Here is a 20991-nt window from a genome sequence, read left to right as displayed (position 1 = left end):
AGATTTGGATGTCACGCCGACTGACGGCGGCCGCCCTGGCCGCCACCGCCCTGGTCGCGGCGGGACTCGTCGCGGCCCCGGCCCACGCGGCCCCCGCGAGGACACCCTCGTGTGATCCCGGGGACTGCTTCACGGTCAGCGTCAGGCTGGACCGCGCCCCTGCCGTGGGGCAGACCGCGACGCTCACGGTGGAGGTCACCGCGAAGGAGGACCTGCCGGACGCCACGACGACCATCGAGTTGCCCGAGACGCTGCGCTGGGTGCGCCCGCCCGCCGGGCTCGACCGCAGGGCGGCGACGATCGGCCGCAGCCGGGTGGACCGCGCGAGCCGTACGGAACGGGCCCGGAAGGGTGCGCGGGTGCGGTACGAGGGGGTGGTCACGGCGGTCGCGCCCGGTCCCGCCTCGATCCGCGTGCAGGCCGGGGACGGACGGCCCGGTCCGGGCAGCGAAGGACTCGCCTACCTCACCATCGGCGCCGAGTCGTCGATATTCGGGATGCCCCCGGGCTCGGCCAAGCCGCACACGCGGGCGCAACCCTTGGTGCAGACGGCGTCCCTGGCCGGCGACACCTGCGTGCACGGGCACGTCACGCACGTCACCCTGGACGGTGTTGTCAGGGGGACACCCTCGATACTCGTGGAGGCGTGGGATGTCGACGCCGGCGGCGCCGAATACGACAAACTCGGGGTGACCCTGACCGACGACGCCGGTAACTACAGAATCTGCTTCACCGGTACCGAAGAGAACGGGACTGGGCAGGACGTCGACGTCCAAGTGCTCACAGAGGGGCGCTACTGGCGGATCGTGGATCCGACGGACAACGACAACGTCTATTGGGCCAATGGTTCGGTACACAAGGACATTCCCCCGGGCGATGACAGGACCGTCGACGTCACGGCCCCGCCCGGAACTCCCGTGGAGGACCTGCTACGGATCATGGCGGCCGCCCACGACACGTGGGACTTCTACATCAGGCAACTCCAGCAGCCGGATAACGACTGCTGGAAACCCGGCGAGGCGGTCTGCCGGACGGTGACCTTCAGATGGGCGCCTACCAGGGTCGTCACGTCGAGCTACTGCTATTTCGACCCCTGCCGTTTCCAGATCGATCTGGACGCGTCGGTCGGCCTGGAGAAGATGACGGTCGCCCATGAGCTGGGTCATTTCATCATGGACTACACCTACGGTCACCTGCCACCGAGAGATCCTGCCTGCTTCGTGCACTACGTAACCGGCCGGTCGACCGAGTCCTGCGCGTGGGTCGAGGGATGGGCCCACTGGATCTCCGTCCAGACGTACGGAGGCACGCACATACGGTGGAAGCCCACCGACGGCACGGTCGACGTCGAGAGCCCGACGTGGTTCAGCGCGGGCTGGGACGACGGACCCGACGTCGAGGGCCGGGTGACCGCCGCTCTCCTCGACCTGGCCGACAATCATGAGGAGATCTGGGACACCGGGAGTATAGGAACCCACGGGGTCGTGGCGGCCTTCAGGAAGGCGCCCGCGGACACCTTCGCCCAGTTCCTCGCCGGGCTGAAGCCGGAGGACCAGGCCCTCGCGGAGTCCGTGGCGTTCCAGAACACGATCCGCGGCAGCCGGACGGAGGACCTCGACGACCGCACGACCGTGCGCCGGCTCGCCAACGTTCCGCTGCAGTCGGTCTTCTCCTCCACCACGGGCAGATGGTCGGTGGTGGCCGCGGCCACCTCCGGGGCGGGCAGCGGAGACGTCACCCTTGAGGTGAACCCCTTGGAAGGGGGTTCGACGGTCAGGAGTTCGCAGGGGCTCGGCCCGGATCCGGATTTTGTCGCCGTGCAGCCCACCCTCATCGACCAGATCTTCGCGAGTCGGGTGAGCTCCGGTGTCGATCTCCGGGAGTACGTGCTGCAAAGTGCAGTGGCGCCCCCGGGCGACCTGGAGAGGGGAACCCCTCAGACGTTCACGATGCCCGCCGACCAGTTGGTGGAGATCCGTACGACTCCGATTGATCTGGGCGCGTTTGTGACGTTCACTGTCACGCCCCAGAACGGGCAGGACATCGACCTCTATGTGATGGCTCCGAACTCCACGGCGTGGGGGCTCGCGCGCTCCGCAGCCCGCCGCTCCTCGACCGGAGGGCCGGGGAAGGCCGAACGGATCACCATCGCGGACCCGAAGGTGCCCGGCGACTACGCGGTCATCGTGGTCAAGAAGAGCGGCGACGGAGACCTCACCCTGACCCGCACCTGATCCCCAACCGCACCGGGGATCAAGAACATGTCGACTCGCCCGTGGCCTGTCCGGGCTGAGAAGGGAACTCGTCGATGACACGTCGTCTGCCGGCGGTGGTACTGCTGGTCACCGGCCTTTCCATCGGAGCGGTGGCGGCCCGGGCGGAGACCGGGCCCGGAGGCGCCGCGGCGGAGCGGTGCGTGCCCGGCACCTGCTTCGCCGTCACCGCGGCCCTCGACCGGGCCCCCGCCGTGGGGGAGACCGCCACGCTGACCGTCACGGTCTCATCCAGGGAGAAGGCGGCGGACGTACGGGTCGTGACGGACCTGCCCGGGAACCTGCGCTGGGTGCGCCCGCCCGACGGAACGAGCCGTGGCCCCGCGACGATCGGGCGCAGCAGGCTGGACCGCGCGAGCCGTACCGGCCCGATGCGGAGGAACGAGCGGGTGACGTACGTCGGCACGGTGACGGCCACCGAGCCCGGCCCGGCCGCGGTCAACGTCCACGTCTCCGACGGGCGGCCAGGGCCGGGCAACGAAGCGCTGGCCTACGTCACCGTCGGCGAGGAGAGGTCCTTCTTCGGCATGGCGCGGCCCGCGACCGCCACCCCTCCGCCCACGACAGAGGACGCGGCGGTGGACGCGGCGGAGGCCGACACCTGTGTGCAGGGCAGGGTCAGCCACGTGACGGCGGAGGGCCCCTTCCAGGGCGTGCCCCGGCTCAGGCTGCAGGCGTTCGACCGGGACGCCGAGGGCGGCGACGACCTGCTCGCCAGAGGCGAGACCGACGACCAGGGCGACTACGAGCTGTGCTTCGACGGGAGCGACGGCGACGAGAGCGGTGGTCAGGACGTCTACGTGAAGGGGCTGTCCTTCAGCGACTACTGGTCGGTCGAGGATCCGAGGACCAGGGGCCTCTACACGTTCCAGACGCCGGTCGTCGCGGATGTCGAGCAGGGCGGAAGAGAAATCGTCAACTACCTCTCCCCGCCCGGCAGCACGGACGAGGGCGCGTTCCGGATCTTCACGGCCGCGCACGCCACCTGGAAGGCGTACACGGGCTGGGCCGGGAACCCCGGCGGCTGCTGGGTCGCCGGCGCGGCACCCTGCCGCCAGGCGGTGATTCTGTGGGCCCCCGACGTCACGATCGCGGACGCTCACTACACGCTCCCGGACGACACCATCCACCTGAGCGCGACCGAGCAGCTCGAAAAGATGACGGTGTCCCATGAACTCGGCCACTTCATCATGGATTACGTCTACTCGGATGCGTATCCGCCGACTCCCTCGTGCAACTCGCACTTCATCCTGAGCGCGAGTTCAGAGGGGTGCGCCTGGACGGAAGGGTGGGCCGACTGGCTGGCGGTCCAGACGTACGGGGAGACCCACTACCGCTGGGGACCGCTGGACGGGTCGATCGAGCTGGAGAGCCCCACGTGGGGCAGCCCCGGCTGGGAGGGGTCGATCGGGCCCGACATCGAGGGCCGGGTGGCCGGCGCGTTGATGGACCTCGCCGACGGCGACCCGAGGAACGAGATCTACTGGGACCTGTCCTCCGAGGGACCGGAGAAGATCGTCTCGGTTGTCCGGGCGAGCAAGCCGAACACCGTGGGCGAGTTCAAGAACGCCCTGCTGCCCGCGGTGCCGACGGCGGGAGGGAAGTCCAACGTGCTGGCCGCCCTCTTCCAGAACACCGTAGACGACGTGTTCTACGAACCCCTGCTGGACAGGGTCGAGCTCAACCGTCCGAGTTTCTGGGGCGGCGACTTCTCCTTCACCACAACACGGCCCACTTGGTCTGTGGTGGCCGCGCTCCACGTGGGCGACCCGGCCAACGACACCAGCCTTTCCCTGTACAAGGCCGCCAGTGCGACCGGCGGGGACGTGGTCTCGAGCTGGATGCCCCGCAGCGATCAGCCGGACTTCATCGCGGTCGACGCCACGTCCGGTCCGAGGACCCACCTGCCCCGCGTGTCGACGCTCTCCGCCGGGGATTCCTACCTCGTCGAGTTCGCCGAGTCGGAGGGGTCGCTCGCGCCGGGAAGTTCCACCGAGCTGTCCATGGAGTCGGCCGACGTCGTCGAGATCCGCACGGCGGACCTCACGGCCGGCGTCCCGGTGACGTTCACCGTCACCCCGCTGGACGGTCAGGACCTTGACGTCTTCGTGATGGCGCCCAGCGCCACCAGGTGGGCGAGGCCGAGAGCCGACGCGAAAGGCGCCTACACCAAGGGACCGAGCGCGGCCGAACGCCTCACCGTCACGCCGGGCGTGACCGGCGCCCATGCCGTGATCGTGATACAGAAGAGCGGGAGCGGGCGCTTCAGCCTGGCCCGTTCCTGACGAGGCCCGGCCGCCGGGAACACGGCGGCCGGGCCGCTCATAGGGTCGTGAACACCACGGCGACGTTGTGACCGCCGAACCCGAAGGAGTGGTTGAGCCCGGCGATCTGCCCGCCGGGCAGGGGGCGCGGCCGCCCGCGGACGACGTCCACCTCCACGCCGTCGTCCGGTTCGTCCAGGTTGATGGTCGCAGGGACGACGCGTTCGTGCAGCGCCAGCACCGTGAAGATGGACTCGACGGCGCCCGCGCCGCCCAGCAGATGACCGGTCATCGACTTGGTCGCGGTCACCAGTGGATGCGTCCCGATCGTCTCCTTGATCGCGACGGTCTCGACGACGTCGCCGGCCGGGGTCGAGGTGGCGTGGGCGTTGATGTGCCGCACGTCGGCGCCGGTCAGGCCGGCGCCCTCCAGCGCGCGCCGCAGGGCGAGCCGGACACCCGCACCGGTGGGCTCGGGCTGCGCGATGTGGTGGGCGTCGGCGGAGTAGCCCGCTCCGGCGGCCACGGCGTAGGTTCTCGCGCCGCGGGCCCGCGCGTGCTTCTCCGACTCCAGCACCACGATGCCCGCGCCCTCGCCGAGGACGAACCCGTCACGGCCCCTGTCGAACGGCCGGGACGCCCGCTGCGGTTCGTGATTGCGGGTCGACACGGCCCGCATGGCGGCGAACGCGCTCAGGCTCATCGGATGGATGGCCGCCTCGGTGCCGCCTGCGACGACCACGTCGGCGCGGCCCTCCCTGATCATCGCGATCGCGTAGCCCACGGACTCCGCGCCGGAGGAACAGGCGCTGACCGTGGCGTGCACGCCGGCCTGGGCGCCGAGTTCGATCCCGATCCACCCGGCCGCGCCGTTCGGCATGAGCATGGGCACGGTGAAGGGCGACAGCGTCCGCCATCCCCGCTCCCTGACCGTCTCGTACGCCGACAGGATCGTGGTGATGCCGCCCACGCCGCTGCCGACGACGACGCCGAGCCGCGCCGGGTCGACCTCCGGGGCGCCCGCGTCCCGCCAGGCCTCGCGGGCGGCGACCAGGGCGAGCTGCTCGCCCCGGTCCATTCTTCTGGCCTCGGACGCGGAGAGCAGCCCGGCGGGATCGACGGCCGCCACACCGGCGATCCTCACCGGGATGGAGCCGGCCCAGTCCTCGGTGAGCGCACGGATGCCCGACCGCCCCTCGAGAAGTGCCGACCAGGTCGACGCCACGTCCGCGCCGAGCGGCGTCACCGCGCCGAGCCCGGTGACGACGACACGTGGCCGCTCCTCGCTCAACTCGCCGCCTTCTTCCCATTCGATCCGAGGAGGTGCATGTCAGCCCCGCTTCTCCGGAATCCAGCCGGGCGGGCCGAAGAGGTGCCCGAGACGGTCGCGCCAGTGGTCCGCCGTACGGACGTCCCGCCACAGACGCGCGAACTCCCCGAAGGCCACCCGAATGGGGTTGTGACTTTCGACGTCCTCGGTGAGCCCGTAGACGACTCGCCGGTCCTCGGATCTGAAGGTGCCGAAGAGGCGGTCCCACACGATGAGGATCCCGCCGTAGTTACGGTCCAGATAGACGTCGTTCGAGCCGTGGTGCACGCGGTGGTGGGAGGGCGTGTTGAAGACCGCTTCGACGGGCGCCCACAGCCTGTCCACCCGCTCGGTGTGCAGGAAGAACTGGTAGAGCAGGCTCACCGACTTCTGCAGGAAGATCATCCAGGGCGGGACGCCCAGCAGCGCCAGGGGGAGCCAGAAAGGCAGGGAGGTCATCGGCGTCGTCCAGCTCTGCCGCAGCGCGGTCGACAGGTTGAAGTACCGGCTGGAGTGGTGGACCACGTGGCTGGCCCACAGGAGGCGGATCCGGTGGTGCGACCGGTGGAACCAGTAGTAGGTCAGGTCCTCGGCGAAGAACAGCAGCACCCATGTCCACCCCGAAGCGGCGGAGAGGTGCCGGGGCGCCACCTCGTACAGGCCCGCGTAGGCGAGGACGGCCAGGATGTGCCAGGGAAAGTCGATCAGCTGGTTGACCAGTCCCATGAACATGCTCGTCGCCGTGTCGCGGATGTCGTAGCCGCGCTCGTCGTCGCCGGGCAGGAACCGGTACGACACCGCCTCGGCCACTACGAGCAGGAGGAATGCCGGGATCGCGTACATGACCGTGGTGACCACTCATACCTACCGGTGCGATGAGAACGCCGACGTGGAGGCAGCCGCGCGCTACCAGCGCACGAGGACGAGTTCGGACGAGAAGCCGGGACCCAGCGCGATGAGCAACCCCGGCGTGCCCGGCTCCGGGGGCCGCAGGGCCAGGGTGTCTCTCAGGACGTGGAGCACGGATGAGGACGAGAGGTTTCCCGCCTCCGCCAGGGACCGCCAGGTGAGGTCGAGGGCGCCGTCGGGAAGGCCGAGAGTCTCCGCGACCGCCTGGAGGATCTTCGGGCCGCCCGCGTGGCACACCCAGGCGGTCACGTCCCGCGCCGACAGGCCGTGGTCGCTCAGGAAGCGGTGCACGTCCTCCCTGAGGTGGGCGCGGACGATGCCGGGAATGCCGGGGTCGAGCACGATGCGGAAGCCGCTGTCGGAGACGTTCCATGCCATCACCTGCTCGGAGTCCGGGTAGAGGCGGCTGCGGCTGGCGACGACGGTCGGACCGGGGGCGCGCCGCGCGTCCGTGTCCGTTCTGCCGGGCCCGCAGGCCACGACCGCGGCGGCGCCGTCCCCGAAGAGGCCGCTGGCGACGAGGTTGGCCGGGGAGGGGTCCTCCCGCTGCACGGTGAGGGAGCACAGTTCCACTGAGAGGAGCACGGCGACGTGGTCCGGCCATCCGCGCAGGTAGTCGTGCAGGCGTGCGATACCCGAAACGCCGCCGAGGCAGGCGAGGCCGAACATCGGAATCCGCTTGGCGTCGGGACGCATCCCGAGCCGGTTCGCCACCCTCGCTTCGACCGAGGGCAGGGCGATCCCGGTCGCCGTCGTGAACATGATCATGTCGACGTCGCCCGGTGTCAGCCCGGCGGCGTCGAGCGCATCGCTCAGCACTTCGGCCCCGAGGTCGACGGCCGCCTCGATGAACCTGTCGTTGGCCGCCCCGAAGCCGTCGAGCTTGACGTACCGCTCCAGCGGCAGCACGAGGCTGCGGTGCTCGACCCGGGCGGAGGCGTGCAGCCGGTCGAGCAGCCGGCGGCTGCCTCCCCGCGGAAGGCACACCTGCGCGAACGCGTCGGTGATCTCCGACTGCGGGTAACGGTGTTGGGGAAGGGCACCGCGGACGGCGGCGATTCGGGTCATGTGAGCTTCCCGGTTGACAGGCGACGGTGTGTCACGAATGAAAGGCCGACATCGGAAATCGCCGCGCGTTCGGAGACAGGCGTTGTTCGCCGGGACCGTCCGAATGAGGCTCAGACCGGCAAGGGGTGGCCGGGCCCTTCCTACTCACCTCGATGAACTGAACTTGTCACTGACAAGATGCGCCCGCGCGGGATCGATTGTCAATGGGGAACGTCGGGACCGTGGTCAGGCGCGCTCACGTTCGGCCCGCTGCCGGACCAGCTCCTCGACCGCGCTCGGCAGGGTCGTCTCGAAGTCGATCAGCTTGGCCCAGGTCGGGGTCAGCACGATCCGGACCATGCCGTCGTAGAGCGAGCGGACCTCGGCCTCCCACTCGGCGCGCTGCTCGGGTGTCATCTCGTACGAGCCGTTCATCTGGAGGTACTCGTCCGGGATGCCGTCGACGACGTCCAGCTCGGCCCGGCCGCGGATCAGCAGGATCCTGGGCGGATGCACCTCGGGGTCGATCGCGTGACCCGCGGCAACCAGAACCGGTGACTTCAGCCACGGCGGACCTGTTTATCGGGCATCTCCGCCACCAGCCCACGCGCGAGATCGTCATCGACGGCTGGAGTATCAGGCGGCGCGGGTGTGAGTGGGACCTTCCTATTTCTAGTGCTGCCGGCGTACGAGTTCGGTGATCCAGATCGGCGCGTACGGAGAGGTGCAGCCCGGGGGAGTCGGGTAGTCCTTGAGCACCTCCAGGCGCTCGCCGATGTCGATCGCCCGGGCACGATGCTCGGCGTGCTCGATCCCGATCTGCGCCAGACAGTGGTTCATCGCCCACTGCAGGCGATCAGGGGCGTTCTTCATCTCCGCTTCGATGACGTCGAGCAGCCCTGCGAGGTCGAGGCCCTCGGGCCTCTTCGTCACGCGTTCGGTGGTCAGCGCCCAGCCGGCACTCGCGACCACGGGATCCGGATCGGCGGACCAGGCCAGGCGCAGCTCTTCGGCGTGCGGGTTCTTCTTCACCACGTAGTTCACGAGCCAGTCGTGCACCTTGGGGGCACGCGCCTCGCGCAGCATGCCATCCAGCTGGTCACGCTCGAACGCCTTCGGACGGCAGATCAGGATCGCCAGCAACCGCGCCGCGGTGTCATCCGTCTCCCAGAGCCGGCACGCGAGTTCCTGCTGCGTCTTCAGCCGCTTCGCGAGCGCGCGCAGCTTGCCGAGGTTCACACCGTGATCGTCGCCGTGTCTCTCGTTCACCTCGCGCGCCCTCGGGTCCTCGAGCTCGGCCAGCTCGGTCATCACCTCGGGCAGCGTCGTCTCGGTCGGGGTCGTTCCGGCCACCTCAGCCTCCTGTCCGTCACGTGCGCGAGCAGCCTACGAGCACTCGTACGTTCGGCTCAGTCCTCTCGAAACAGGCCACCACCGCTGACGGCGTCCGTGGCGTCGTCGAAGACCGTGGTCAGGCGCGCTCACGTTCGGCCCGCTGCCGGACCAGCTCCTCGATCGCGCTCGGCAGGGTCGTCTCGAAGTCGATCAGCTTGGCCCAGGTCGGGGTCAGCACGATCCGGACCATGCCGTCGTAGAGCGAGCGGACCTCGGCCTCCCACTCGGCGCGCTGCTCGGGCGTCATCTCGTACGAGCCGTTCATCTGGAGGTACTCGTCCGGGATGCCGTCGACGACGTCCAGCTCGGCCCGGCCGCGGATCAGCAGGATCCTGGGCGGATGCACCTCGGTGTCGATCGTCAGGGCGACCATCGGGTTCTCGCGCAGGGCCGGGAGCTTCGGGGCGTTCTTCGTGGTGCACATGACGATCTCCGAACCGTTCCAGGTGAACGCGATCGGGACGTTCCGGGGCGTGCCGTCCTTGGCCACGTACGCCAGCCGGGTCACGTCGCGTGCCAGCAGCTCTCGGCTGATCGGCCGGTCCAGAATCTCGGCGATCTCGTTCGCTCGCACAGCGGTCCCTCCAGGGTCGTCGTCGTGATCCGAGCCGGGGACGGAGCCGCCGGAGCGTTCTCGACATCCGCCGGCCTCCGAGTTGCCGAATTCTTCCGGCTGCAGCTCGGTCGAGGCGGGTACGGCGGTGGAAACTAGCGGGAACGTGCCTGGTGGCGGCGTTACTGGCTAGGATCTCGGTCTGCGACAACGCGACTGCGCACGGGCGGAGGCCGGATGCAGGGCGAACGCCTGAACGACGGACTGTCCGTGGCGGCTACCGGGAACGGCGCACCCCTGGTCTTCCTGGCCGGCCTCGGTCCAGGTGCCGACCTGTCCCAAGGGGTCCCGCGAACCATGGCCCGGTCGGCCCGCGCCGTCGCGCTCGGATCTGGCCGCACGGTCCACCTGATCAACCGTCCCATCGACATGCCTTCCGGCACGACCATAGCCCGATTGGCCGGATGGCACGCCATCGCACTGCGGGAGCGGTTCGGCAAACCGGTCGACGTCATGGGTAGCTCCGGTGGAGGCGTCACCGCGCTCCAACTCGCGATGGACCACCCCGAAGTCGTACACCGCCTGGTCATCTCCGTCGCCGCGAGCCGCGTCAGCGACCGCGGACGACATGACCTGCTATGGAGCGTCGAGATGGAACGCCGGGGGAAATCCGCCGCCTGGATCAGCAGCGGCCTGGTCGCACACGGACTTCTGCGCGTGGTCGTCGCGGCCATGTACGCGCTCGGCGCCGGCCGACAGCGAGCCCCCGGTGAGGTCGCCCTCATCGAAGCCATTCAGGAGTGGGATGTGACGGCACGGCTGGGCGAGATCACCGCACCCACGCTCGTCGTGGGTGGCGCCCGGGATCCCATCGTCCCACCCGCGCTCGTCGAAGCGACCGCACGCGGCATCCCGAACGCTCGGCTCCTCCTGCTCCGTGGCCGAGGGCACATGACAACTCTCTTCGACCCGCGCGTCACGCGGGCGACCACCGCCTTTCTCGACGGTAGGTGATCGTGCTGTTGGCTACTCCAACCACGCGAGCATCGCGTAAGCAACGCGGACGGTCTCCTCTGCGGCGATGAGGTGTACGGCGGCTGCACTGGTCTGCGCAGGTTGATCCCGCTGACCGTCCCGGAGATCGGGCGCCTGCTCACCGCTGTCCTGCAACCCGTACATCCGCCCGGTCATGCCACACGCCGGCTGTGCTGGCGACGCCGCCGCCCGGCACGTGCCCACGGGTTCCATCGCCGTGCCCGCCTCGACCGAGCAAATGTCTCGGTCAGCCAGGAATTTGCGACTGCCGTAGTAAGACGCCGGGTGATATTCCGCGTCAGGGCGAAAAGGCCGCGTGACCATTCGTCACACGGTTTCCGGAAATTCGCATCCGGCCAATCTCGTCGAAAAGTTTCGAACCCAATTCGATAGTTTCTGTTCAGAAGTGTAGACAGGTTACAGATACGTGTCAAGCATCATGAGTACCGTGGTCGGCACGGCGCCACCCTGAGGCGCGCCCCCGCGACACCGCAATCAGGCCGGTGAGCAGGGGTGTTGACCCAGAAGGCCGATTTCCCCGACGCGTGCGTCCCGCCCGTCCCGGGTCGGTGGGGGAGGCTCGGACGGCGAGCCGAACACCCGCACCGTCCCTGCCGTCCCCCTGCCGGCAATGGCCGGAGGATGGCGGGCGCCCCTTTCCGTGGCGAATTACGCCGAAATTTTCGGAAATCCGGCCTGGCATATTGAGTCACACGTTTCGGCGTGCTATTTCTGTGAGTGTTCCGGGACTGTCCGGCCATAGAGGAGTTCGTCCCGCACACGTCGGAGTCGCCCTCGGCACGAGCCCCCACCGACCGTTCCGCAACCGCGCCGCGGCCGCATGACGTCGGCCCTGCCCAGATTCCGAGGTGCCTGTGCAGGCGCGGAAACCCCCTCGACACCGGAGTAGCCATGCGTAAACACGTCCTCGCGGCCGCACTGCTCGCCGTTCCGCTGATCGGGCAGGCGCAGCCGGCGGCCGCGTCGCCGGTCACCATCGACATCGACATCGACGACAGCGTGAAGTACCAGAAGATCGACGGGTTCGGGGTCTCCACCGCGTTCCGGCGCAACGAGCTGATCAAGGCCCTGCCGGAGGACAAGCAGCAGGAGATCCTCGATCTGTGGTTCAGCCGCCAGAAGGGGGCCGGGCTCAGCATTCTCCGGCTCGGCATCGGAGCGCGGCCGGCGGGCAGCCCGTACGACCAGATGGTCTCGATCCAGCCGGAGGACCCGGGCGGCCCGACGGCGCCGCCCAGGTACGTCTGGGACGGCGACGACAACAGCCAGGTCTGGATGGCCAAGGCCGCCCAGAGGTACGGCGTGCGGCGCTTCTTCGCCGACGCCTGGAGCGCGCCCGGCTACATGAAGGACAACGGCGACGCGAGGAACGGCGGCAAGCTGCTGCCGGAGTGGCAGCAGGCCTACGCGAACTACCTCGTGCAGTACACGAAGTTCTACGCGCGGGAAGGCGTCAGGATCACCGACCTGGGCTTCACGAACGAGCCCGACTGGACGGCCGGCTACGAGTCCATGCGCTTCACCCCCGAGGAGGCCGCCGGGTTCGTCAAGGTGCTCGGCCCGGTGGCCGGGGCCGCGGGCGTGAAGGTGGCGTGCTGCGACTCCTTCGGCTGGGACCAGGCCAAGGCATACACGGAGGCGATCGAGGCCGACCCCGAGGCCGCCCGCTGGGTGCGGGTGCACACCGGCCACTCCTACGCCAGTCCTCCGACCTCCCCGTTGCCGACGGACCGCCACACGTGGATGTCGGAGTGGGGCCCCGGCGGCAGCACGTGGGACGAGCAGTGGGACGACGGCAGCGGCCAGGACGGCATGACGGTCGCGCAGGCCGTGAACGACGCGCTGACGCTCGGCGGCGCCTCCGCCTACGTGTACTGGCTGGGCGCTTCGAGCGGGGCCACCAGGGCGTTCATCCGCATTGACACGGCGACGCAGACCTACCAGGTGTCCCGGCGGCTGTGGGCGATGGCCGCCTACAGCAGGTTCATCAGGCCCGGCGCGGTGCGGCTCGGGGCGACGGCCTCCGACCCCGGCCTGAAGGTCTCCGCGTTCCGCAACGCCGACGGTTCCCGCGTCGTCGAGATCCTCAACACGGGTACGGACCCCGTCACCTGGGACAAGATCAAGGGCCACGGCCGGGCCCGGGCCTACCTGACCGACCAGGACAACGCGGTGGCCCCCATCCCCCTGCGGGGCAAGGGCGTGACGATCGCGCCGCGCGCCCTGACGACGATCGTCCTGGGCTGAGCCGTCCCGCCCCGGCGCACGAAGATCCTGGAGTCTGATCGGCGGCGCGGGACCGCCGGTTCCGCTGTGTCCGCAGGGACGGCGGTGCCGCACTAAGATCGCGTCCCGTGCTTCCGGACAGTCTCTGGCGGATCCTCAGGATCGGATCGGCAGGCCTGGTCCTCGCGGCGGCGGCCGTGGGCCTGGTGCTGGGCGACGCCTGGCTCTGGGTGGCCGTCGAATGGTCGCCGCCGGCCTTCGCGGGGTTCTACGCGCGCGGCGGGTTCGGCACCTCCACGACTGCGGCCCTGCTCGTGGCCGCCCTGGTGAAGGCCGCGCTGCTGTGGCTGATCCTGCGTGCCCCCGCGCCGGGACTCCTTGACCGCCGGGCGAGGGCGCTGCGCCTGCTGCTGTACCTGGCGGTGGCGTACGCCCTCGTGCTGTGGTTTCCGATCGCGCTGCTCCCCGACGCGGTCGACGCGGCATTCCAGCTCGCGCTGTGGGCCGCGATCGACGTCCTCTACCTGCTCGTCATCCGCTGGCGGTCCCGCGTGCTGCGCGCGGCGGCCGGAGCGATCTTCGCGGTCGAGCTGGCCGGGATGGCCGACGACCTGCTCGACGAACTCGACCTCCCGGAGCTCGGCTCGGGCGGCGTCGTCGAACTGGGCCTGATGCTGGGCGGAGTGGCGGCGACCGTCGTCACGCTCGTCGGGCAGCGGCGCGACGGCCGGTGGAGCCGCGGCACCCAGGCCGCCGGGTGGGTGTCGGTGGGCGTCTGCGTGCTGGTGATCCCGCTCAACGTCCGCTTCGCGATGATTCCCAGCGGCGGCGATCTGGCGATACCGGTCATGATGGACGCGCTGGGGCTCGTCAGCACCGTGTGGATCGCGGCGACCGCCCGTGAACTGCCCACCGAGGGCCGCCCGGCGGACCTGCCGCCCGCGCGGCGGCGCATGATCCGCGTCGCGGCGGCGGCCGTGGCCCTGCTGCCGGTCATCGCGATGATCCACCCGGAGCAGACCCCGCACTTCGCCTACACCGGCTGGTCGGCGAACTGCTATGACCGCCCCAGCTTCGGGGACCTGAAACCCGCGGAACGCGACGCCGCGTTCCTGTGCCGGGCGCGGAGCACGGACGGCGGAGTCCCGCCCATGTTCCCGGACAGCATGTCCGACCAACAGGTCCTCGCGTACGGGCGGGCGCTGTGCCGAACGAAGGACCGCGAGGAACAGGAGGCGATCCTGACCCGGGCCGGGAGCGCGCGGCCCGCCTGGGGCGCTGACCCATGGGACCTCGTCTACGTCTGCCCGGAGATCGTCGGCGCGACCCATCCCGAGCTGCTGCGGTCGACCGCCGAGACGAAGGCGGCGAACGACGCCTACGTCGCCGATCGGAACGCCGAGTGCCGCGACCCGTGGCCCCGGACGAAGGGCGTCGTCCAGGCGACCGCCAACTACTTCCTGTTCGCCGACGGCGATCCCGGCTACCTGGTCTACGACCCGCAGGACGAAGCGGCCGGCGAGGCGGCGGAGCGGGCGACGGACAAGTCCTTCGACGACAGCGCCCTCATCGGGGTGGCCGGCAGCGCGGTGCTCGTCGGGCACGTCGAGGACGTCGCCGACCTGTGCCTCACGGTGAAGGCCTTCCGCACCCCGCCGCCACGGCGGACGGCCGGGTGGGATCAGGTCGACGAGGTGCCGGTCGTCAGCCGCAGCGGCCGGCTCACCGTGCCGGAGATGGGCGAGGGCGGAGAGGTGGGAGCGGGCGCCCCGATGCCGAACCTGGCGATCGCGGGGAAGGGCCGCTACCGGGTCCGTGTCCACGTGCGGGTCCGCGGTCTGGGAGAGGAGCACCTGGTCGTCGTGTTCCCGGGCTCGTCGAGGAAGAGGCTCAAGCTGAGGCCGTGAGCGGTGCGGGGCGCACGTAGGCCCGTCCAGTGTACGCCCGCGCGCGGTCAGCGCTTCTTCAGCAGAAGCTCGGTGTTGCGGTCGCCGGGCAGGCCTGCCAGCCCGCTCCGGATGCCGGGGGAGTTGAACGAGAGCTCCCGATAGAGCGCGGCGAGGCCGCTCTGGGACAGGTCGGTGAAGTCGGTGCGGTGCGGCGCGGCCGACTCCACCAGCGTGGTGAACAGCGACAGCGTCCCGTCGTGGTTGTCGGCCAGTTCGACGACCCTCGCCAGTTGGGGGTAGTCGACGTGGGAGGCGGTGGAGATCTCCCAGAGGCCGCCATGCGGAACGATCTTGTTGAGGTGGGAGTGACCGTTGATCCAGGCGGCCACGTTGCCGTGCTTCCTCAGCACCGCCAGCAGCTCCTGCCCGCTGTGGCGCTTCTCGCCGGGCCTGGCCGGGTTGGGGGTGAGGTTCGTCATGGCCCAGCTCGGGTGGTGACTGAAGATCAGCGCGATGTCGTCGGCGTGGGTCTTCAGGGTCCGCTCCAGCCAGGCGAGCTGCCGGGTGCCGACCGATCCGCGGTAGTCGCCGCCGCGGTCGGTGGTGTCCAGGCTGATGCCGACGACACCGTCGGCGATCCGGAAGGAGTAGTCCAGCCGGCCGCTGTCGAGGTTGTCGCGGGTGTAGCCGTGGCCGGCGGGTCCCGAGCCGGTGTACGCCGGGTCGAGGTGGGCGGCGATGTAGGCGTGCGGGCTCAGCGGGGCGCGGCGCTCGTCGGCGGTGACCGTGCGGGTCTTGCCCCGGTAGCGCTTCCACGCCGCGCGGAAGCGGGCCCCCGTGGGGTCGCCCCGGCGCAGCGCCTGGTAGACGGCGCCGGCCTCGGAGGCGGGCAGGGAGAACAGCTTGCGCGAGCCGGTGGCCAGGTCGGCGAAGAAACCGCCGGCCGAGGAATAGGCGCCGCCGAAGAGCTGGTCGTGGTTGCCGATGGTGGAGTACCACGGTACGGCCAGGCCCGGGCTGCTCACCTCGCGGATGGCCGCCTTCAGGAAGCCGTCAAGATGAGGGAACCCCACCCGCTTGTCGACGTCGCGCAGGCCCGAGTCGGGCTGCCAGTAGAGGCCCAGGCCGGAGTTCTGCACGCCCTCGTACGCGCCGGGGTCGCCGGTGTTGGGAGTGAAGCGGCCGCCGGTCATGGCGGTGAGGAACCACTCCATCTCGATCCGGGAGTTGTTGTCGGTGTTGTCACCGGTGGTCATGACGAAGCCGATCGGCGCCCGGGTGGCCGGGCCGTGCCCCAGGGCGTTGATCTGCTCGATCAGTGAGACGGCGCCGACGGCGGTCAGCGCCTCCTGCGGGCGCCAGGAGCCCAGGTCTCCGGCGCGCAGGAACTCGTAGCGCTGCGGGTTCTGCGCGTCGGTGATGTGCAGGTCGGTGAACTGGACGAAGCAGGCCAGCACCGTACGGCGTTCGGCTCTGTCCTTCTTGGCGTCGGCCAGTTCGGTGCGGGTCACCCGCCGCCAGCCCGGGCCGTCGGACAGCCTGCGGTAACCGCTGGTGCCGTGTGGTCTGGCGACGGTGCGGACCGTCGTCATGGGGGTCGTGACCGAGGGCGTCACGGCCGAGGCGGCGGCGGGGCCGGCGGGAAGTGCGATCTCCAGCGCGAGGCCCGAGGCGGTCGCTCCGGAGGCGAGGAGGAAAGCGCGGCGGCTGAGGGCGGGATCCATGATGTTCCCCAGTGGTGGCGTCGAGGCGAACGTCCACTGGGGATGTTTGACAGTCGGAATGACTCCCGGCCTAACGCGGCTGAAACGCCGTCCAGCCAGATAACGCCTAGATATGGCCGTATGTGATACGGACATCTGGCGGCAGCAGGCCGGAAGTCTGCCGCTCTCCCGCCGTTCAGAAGGGCGCTGTCCGGGCCCGCCGCCCGCCTCAGGCGGAGGCGGCCTCCCAGACGAACCCGTCCGGGTCGGTGAAGGGCCCGGCGTCGCCGCCGATCACGATCCGGTGTGATCCCGTGCCTTCCTGGGAGACGCCGGTGTCCTTGGCGAGGGCGCGGCGCGGGTAGAGCGCCAGCGTGACCGCCGACGCCGGGGTGTCGAACTCGACGTACCTGCCGCCGAAGCTCTTGGCCACGGCCAGGCCGCGGTCGGCGTAGAAGCGCCTGCTGGCCTTGACGTCCGCCACCCCCAGCAGGAGCGCGACCTGGTCGACGTGCCGGGCGGTGGGGCGGGTGTCCTTCTTGTTCGAGGTCGCGATCTTGCAGATCGTCCCGTCCGGGGCGCGTACGACGCCGCCGTAGCCCCAGAACCCCTTCGCGGCGGGCTTCAGCGTCATGGCGCCGGCGTCGAGGGCGGCGCCGACGAGAGCGTCGACGTCGCCCGGCTGGGACGCCACGAGCGACAGCGCGAACCCGCGGAAGCCGTCCGCCGGCGCGTCCGAGGCGCGTACGTTCACGTACGGGCCCAGACCGAGGGCGTCGTAGAAGGCGCCGGCGGCCGTGGGGTCGGGAACTTCGAGGGTGACGGACGTGAAAGAGGTCATGACGGGTCCTTCGGGCGAGGGGGGTTCGGCGTCGTGGCGGCGGACGGGCCGCGGATGGGACAGGGGAAGGCCGGTGCTCACCGGTCCTGCAGGAGCCCGAGGACGTTGCCGTCGGGGTCGGTGACGGTGGCCACCAGGCGGCCGCCCCCCACGTCGTGCGCGGCCTCCTTCACGGTGGCCCCCGCGGCGGCCACCTCGGCCAGCTTCGCCTCGATGTCCGGGACGTGCCAGTAGGCCACCGGCGAGGTCATGCCCTGCGGTCCGCCGTCCGGCACCAGTCCGATGTGCTGGCCCCCCACGTCGAAGCCGACGTAGTAGGGCGAATCGGTCTGCGGCGGGATGCCGAGCAGGGCCGCGTACACCGCCTTGGCCTTGGTCAGGTCGGACACGGGGTGCAGCACGGTCCTGATCACGTTGGGGGAGGCGTCGGTCATGGTCACTCCTTCGGTGGTGGGTCGCGTCGACCCGCTGGGTGCGTGGTCACAGCCTTTCTTCCAGCCCGGTGGGCCCACATCCGTGGTGACCACGGAACCGGCCACGGAACCGGCCACGGATCGGCGGCACGGATCGCGGACGGTGGGGATGGGAACGCGGCGCGGATACGCCAAAATGAGGCCAATGGGTACAGAAGCGGAGATCTCGCCTCGGGAAGCCGAGGTGCTGGAGCTGGTCGGCGCCCATCTCAGCAACGCCGAGATCGCGGCACGGCTGTGCCTCTCGGTGCGGACCGTGGAGAGTCATGTCTCCTCGCTGCTCCGCAAGCTGCGGGTGCCGGATCGGCGGGCGCTCGCCCGGCGTGCGCCCGAGGCGGCCGGCGCCGCTCCCTCGCATCCGGCGCCGGTCCTGCCGGCCCCGCTGACCTCGTTCGTCGGCCGGGCGAGCGAGCGGGCCGAGCTGACCGAGATGATCAGGGCGCACCGGCAGGTCACCGCCGTCGGCCCTGGGGGAGTGGGCAAGACCCGGCTCGCGCTGGCGGTGGCCGGGGAGGCCGTCGGCGAGTACTCCGACGGGGCGTGGTTCGTCGACCTCGTCCCGGTCACCGATCCGGGCATGATCGCGACCGCGGTCGCCGGGGCGGCCGGTCTCGGTGAGCAGCCCGGCCGTGACATGACCGAGTCCGTGGTCGCCGCGCTGGCCGACCGTCACGCGCTGCTGGTGCTGGACAACTGCGAGCACGTGGCGGACGGGGCTGCGCTGTTTCTGGAGCGGCTGCTGGCGACGTGCCCTCGGGTGACGGTGCTGGCGACCAGCCGGGCCCGGCTGATGGTGCCGTTCGAGCGGGTGTATCCGGTTCCGCCGCTGTCACTGGCCGTCGACGGCGAGTCGGACGCGGTCGCGTTGTTCATGGAGCGGGCGGCGGCGGTCGGCTGGCCGCTGGATCCTCCGCTGCGCGACCAGATCGCCGCGATCTGCGCGCGGCTGGACGGAATGGCGCTGGCGATCGAGCTGGCCGCCGCCCGGTATCCCACGCTCGGGCTCGACGGCATCACCGCGGCCCTGTCCCACCCGCTGCGGATGCTCACCGGCGGCTCCCGCGCCGATGAGCGGCACCGCTCGGTGCGGGCGGCGCTGGACTGGAGCCACGCCCTGCTGGAGCCGGCCGACCGGGCGCTGCTCCGGCAGGTGTCGGTGTTCACGGCGCCGTTCACCGCCGTGGCGGCCGCGGAGGTGGTCAGGTTCGGGCCAGGCCCGGTCGGCACGGGCATAGTCAACGAGGACACAGTCGACGAGGACACAGTCGACGAGGGTCCGGCCGATGAGGGAATCGTCGCCGACGGCCTGGCCCGGCTCGCCGAGCAGAGCCTGCTGGTGGTGACCGCGTCCCCGGCCGGGACCGGATACCGGGCGTTGGAGACCATCCGCCAGTACGGGACGGAGCGGCTCGCCGAGGCCGGTGAGCTGGTCGACGCCCGGTCCCGGCACCTGCGCTGGTGCCTGGCCCAGGCCGCCGGCCTGACGGTCGTACAAGCGGACTGGCGGGCCCGGTTCGACCTGGCGGCCGACGACCTCCGCGCGGCCCTGGCGTGGGCGGCCGACCGGCCGGAGCGCCGCGCGGACGCGTACGAGCTCGCCCGGCGTCTGGCGGAGCTGACCTTCACCCGGCACCTGACCGGCGAGTCCCAGCGGCGCTACGAGCAGGCGGCCGAACTCGCGGGCGACCCCGCCGGCAGGGCGTCGATGCTCCGGCAGGCCGCGGCCGCGGCCGGCTGCCGGACGATCGGTGATGACATGTACCGCCTGCGTCGCGCGGCCGCGGACACCGCCCGCGGCTCGGGCGACAGTGCCGGCGCCGCCGCCGATCTGGCGACCGCCGCCACCGTCGCGTTCCGGTTCTCGACCACCTTCGTGCGGCTCCCGTCCCGGGAGGAGGCGCTCGCGCTGGTCCGTGAGGCGAGGGAGCGCGCCGGCGACGATCCGGCCGCGCGGGCCGCGGTGGCGCTGGCCGAGGCGGGGGTGCTCACCGACGCGTTCGGCGCCGCCCAGGGACCGTCGGAGAACGAGGTGCCGGAGACGATCGCGCGCGCCGAGCACGCGGTCGACCTCGCCCGCCGGACCGGCGACCCGCTCGCCGAGTCGGCCGCGCTCGACGCGCTCATCGGCGCGCAGAGCTGGGCCGGGGACACGTTCGCCGCCGCCGGCACGGCCCGGCGCCGGATCGCGCTCCTGTCGTCCCTGCCGATCTCGCCGGCCGGCACCCACGAGCTGGTCGACGCGCTCGCCATGGTCACCGAGGCGGGACTCGGCGCGGGGGACGTGCCGGGCGCCCGCCGATGGGCACGCCGGCTGGCGGGCCACCCATCGCTGGCGGAGGTCGGTCACCGCGCCACCTGCCGGCTGCTGATGGTCGACGCGCTGGCGGGCAACGTCGCCGAGGTGCTCGCCGGCAGCGTCCGGTTCCTCGACGCGTGGCGGCGGGCAGGCGGCCCCGCCCTGTCGATCCTCCGCCCGGCGGCGGCCGGTGTGGCGATGATCCACGGCCTGCGCGACGACCGGAGGGCCCGGCGCGAGTGGCAGGAGGTCCTGGAGCGGCTCGGCACCCCTCCGGAGGGCACCTACGGCTATGGGGCCGTCTTCGACGCGTTGCTCCTGCTGCACCGCGGGCGGGCGCCGGAGGCGCTGGAACGGATGGCGCCCGAGGCCGGGCAGGTGTGGAAGTGGGTCACCTGGATCTGGCACCACTGGTACGTCGCGCTCCGCACCGAGGCCGCCGTGCTCGCCGGGAGCCCCGGCGCCCGCCACCGTCTGGCCGAGGCCCGCACCGTCGTGGCCGGCAACCCGGTCGCCGGCGCCATCGTGGAGCGGGCCGGAGCCCTGCTCGACGGCGACCGGGAGGCGCTGCTGGCCACGGCGGACGCGTTCGACGCCGCCGGCTGCCGCTACCAGTCCGCACGGACCATGGTGCTCGCCGGCGGCCCCCATGCCGAGCGCGGCGAGGCCGTGCTCGCCGGCCTCGGCTTCGCCCCGATGGCCCCTGCCCGGAGCCGATGACGACTTCGCGGCCGCGCCCGGCGGGCGTGGCGCCGGA

At 71.0% G+C, this 20991-nt stretch carries 15 protein-coding genes; 6 read left to right on the top strand and 9 right to left on the bottom strand.

Annotated elements, in window-relative coordinates:
• Window positions 1–8 precede the first annotated feature (8 nt).
• Together HHX37_RS17155 and HHX37_RS17150 are read left to right on the top strand one after the other, a co-directional pair.
• Window positions 9–2234, top strand: a complete 2226-nt coding sequence (locus HHX37_RS17155) for a hypothetical protein (protein ID WP_182886051.1) — start codon at window positions 9–11, stop codon at window positions 2232–2234.
• 74 nt (window positions 2235–2308) lie between these two features.
• Window positions 2309–4558, top strand: a complete 2250-nt coding sequence (locus tag HHX37_RS17150; protein ID WP_182886050.1) for a hypothetical protein — start codon at window positions 2309–2311, stop codon at window positions 4556–4558.
• A gap of 37 nt (window positions 4559–4595) precedes the next feature.
• On the opposite strand, the gene HHX37_RS17145 is transcribed toward HHX37_RS17150, so the two are convergent.
• The 6 genes from HHX37_RS17145 to HHX37_RS17120 all read right to left on the bottom strand — a co-directional run bounded on the left by HHX37_RS17145 (window position 4596) and on the right by HHX37_RS17120 (window position 9771).
• A complete protein-coding gene (locus HHX37_RS17145; RefSeq protein ID WP_182886049.1) occupies window positions 4596–5828 on the bottom strand; it encodes a beta-ketoacyl-[acyl-carrier-protein] synthase family protein in 1233 nt (410 codons plus the stop codon).
• 39 nt (window positions 5829–5867) lie between these two features.
• Window positions 5868–6704: a sterol desaturase family protein gene (locus HHX37_RS17140; protein WP_182886048.1), complete on the bottom strand. Its 837-nt coding sequence runs from the start codon at window positions 6702–6704 to the stop codon at window positions 5868–5870.
• Window positions 6705–6752: 48 nt separating this feature from the next.
• Window positions 6753–7823, bottom strand: a complete 1071-nt coding sequence (locus HHX37_RS17135; RefSeq protein ID WP_182886047.1) for a type III polyketide synthase — start codon at window positions 7821–7823, stop codon at window positions 6753–6755.
• A 225-nt stretch (window positions 7824–8048) separates the two neighbouring features.
• Entirely contained in the window at window positions 8049–8318 is a 270-nt protein-coding gene (locus HHX37_RS17130) for a hypothetical protein (protein ID WP_259406531.1), read from the bottom strand.
• A gap of 156 nt (window positions 8319–8474) precedes the next feature.
• Window positions 8475–9113: a DNA alkylation repair protein gene (locus tag HHX37_RS17125; protein WP_220502953.1), complete on the bottom strand. Its 639-nt coding sequence runs from the start codon at window positions 9111–9113 to the stop codon at window positions 8475–8477.
• A gap of 160 nt (window positions 9114–9273) precedes the next feature.
• Window positions 9274–9771 carry a pyridoxamine 5'-phosphate oxidase family protein gene (locus HHX37_RS17120; RefSeq protein WP_182886045.1) on the bottom strand — a complete coding sequence of 166 codons (498 nt, stop codon included), beginning with the start codon at window positions 9769–9771 and terminating at the stop codon, window positions 9274–9276.
• Window positions 9772–10107: 336 nt separating this feature from the next.
• On the opposite strand from HHX37_RS17120, the gene HHX37_RS17115 reads away from it, so the two are divergent.
• The 3 genes from HHX37_RS17115 (at window position 10108) to HHX37_RS17105 (ending at window position 14939) form a co-directional block, all read left to right on the top strand.
• A complete protein-coding gene (locus HHX37_RS17115; protein WP_220502940.1) occupies window positions 10108–10764 on the top strand; it encodes an alpha/beta fold hydrolase in 657 nt (218 codons plus the stop codon).
• A gap of 933 nt (window positions 10765–11697) precedes the next feature.
• The gene (locus HHX37_RS17110; protein WP_182886043.1) at window positions 11698–13053 is read left to right on the top strand and encodes a glycoside hydrolase family 30 protein; all 1356 of its coding nucleotides are present in this window, start codon (window positions 11698–11700) and stop codon (window positions 13051–13053) included.
• Window positions 13054–13160: 107 nt separating this feature from the next.
• Window positions 13161–14939: a hypothetical protein gene (locus HHX37_RS17105; RefSeq protein WP_182886042.1), complete on the top strand. Its 1779-nt coding sequence runs from the start codon at window positions 13161–13163 to the stop codon at window positions 14937–14939.
• Window positions 14940–14986: 47 nt separating this feature from the next.
• Here the strand turns inward: HHX37_RS17105 and HHX37_RS17100 are convergent, their stop codons facing one another.
• From HHX37_RS17100 to HHX37_RS17090, 3 genes are all read right to left on the bottom strand, one after another.
• Window positions 14987–16645, bottom strand: coding sequence for a TIGR03767 family metallophosphoesterase (locus HHX37_RS17100; protein ID WP_182886041.1), 1659 nt, complete (start codon window positions 16643–16645; stop codon window positions 14987–14989).
• 208 nt (window positions 16646–16853) lie between these two features.
• Window positions 16854–17465, bottom strand: a complete 612-nt coding sequence (locus HHX37_RS17095) for a glyoxalase (protein ID WP_182886040.1) — start codon at window positions 17463–17465, stop codon at window positions 16854–16856.
• 77 nt (window positions 17466–17542) lie between these two features.
• The gene (locus tag HHX37_RS17090; protein WP_182886039.1) at window positions 17543–17899 is read right to left on the bottom strand and encodes a VOC family protein; all 357 of its coding nucleotides are present in this window, start codon (window positions 17897–17899) and stop codon (window positions 17543–17545) included.
• Window positions 17900–18083: 184 nt separating this feature from the next.
• Here HHX37_RS17090 and HHX37_RS17085 point away from each other — a divergent pair, with 184 nt between their 5' ends.
• Window positions 18084–20954 carry an ATP-binding protein gene (locus HHX37_RS17085; RefSeq protein WP_182886038.1) on the top strand — a complete coding sequence of 957 codons (2871 nt, stop codon included), beginning with the start codon at window positions 18084–18086 and terminating at the stop codon, window positions 20952–20954.
• Window positions 20955–20991 lie beyond the last annotated feature (37 nt).

This window comes from Microbispora sp. H10885 (assembly GCF_014161415.1).
GTDB classification, from domain to species: Bacteria; Actinomycetota; Actinomycetes; order Streptosporangiales; family Streptosporangiaceae; genus Microbispora; species Microbispora triticiradicis.
Note: the sequence above shows the minus strand (reverse complement) of the source record. Positions and strands in the feature narration are given on the sequence as shown.

Excerpts from the sequence above, each read along its gene's own strand:
- HHX37_RS17090 (WP_182886039.1), bottom strand. The coding sequence starts at position 17,899 with ATGACCGACGCCTCCCCCAACGTGATCAGGACCGTGCTGCACCCCGTG.
- HHX37_RS17125 (WP_220502953.1), bottom strand. The coding sequence starts at position 9,113 with ATGACCGAGCTGGCCGAGCTCGAGGACCCGAGGGCGCGCGAGGTGAAC.
- HHX37_RS17100 (WP_182886041.1), bottom strand. The coding sequence starts at position 16,645 with ATGGATCCCGCCCTCAGCCGCCGCGCTTTCCTCCTCGCCTCCGGAGCG.
- HHX37_RS17155 (WP_182886051.1), top strand. The coding sequence starts at position 9 with ATGTCACGCCGACTGACGGCGGCCGCCCTGGCCGCCACCGCCCTGGTC.
- HHX37_RS17085 (WP_182886038.1), top strand. The coding sequence starts at position 18,084 with ATGGGTACAGAAGCGGAGATCTCGCCTCGGGAAGCCGAGGTGCTGGAG.
- HHX37_RS17135 (WP_182886047.1), bottom strand. The coding sequence starts at position 7,823 with ATGACCCGAATCGCCGCCGTCCGCGGTGCCCTTCCCCAACACCGTTAC.
- HHX37_RS17095 (WP_182886040.1), bottom strand. The coding sequence starts at position 17,465 with ATGACCTCTTTCACGTCCGTCACCCTCGAAGTTCCCGACCCCACGGCC.
- HHX37_RS17150 (WP_182886050.1), top strand. The coding sequence starts at position 2,309 with ATGACACGTCGTCTGCCGGCGGTGGTACTGCTGGTCACCGGCCTTTCC.
- HHX37_RS17110 (WP_182886043.1), top strand. The coding sequence starts at position 11,698 with ATGCGTAAACACGTCCTCGCGGCCGCACTGCTCGCCGTTCCGCTGATC.
- HHX37_RS17115 (WP_220502940.1), top strand. The coding sequence starts at position 10,108 with ATGGCCCGGTCGGCCCGCGCCGTCGCGCTCGGATCTGGCCGCACGGTC.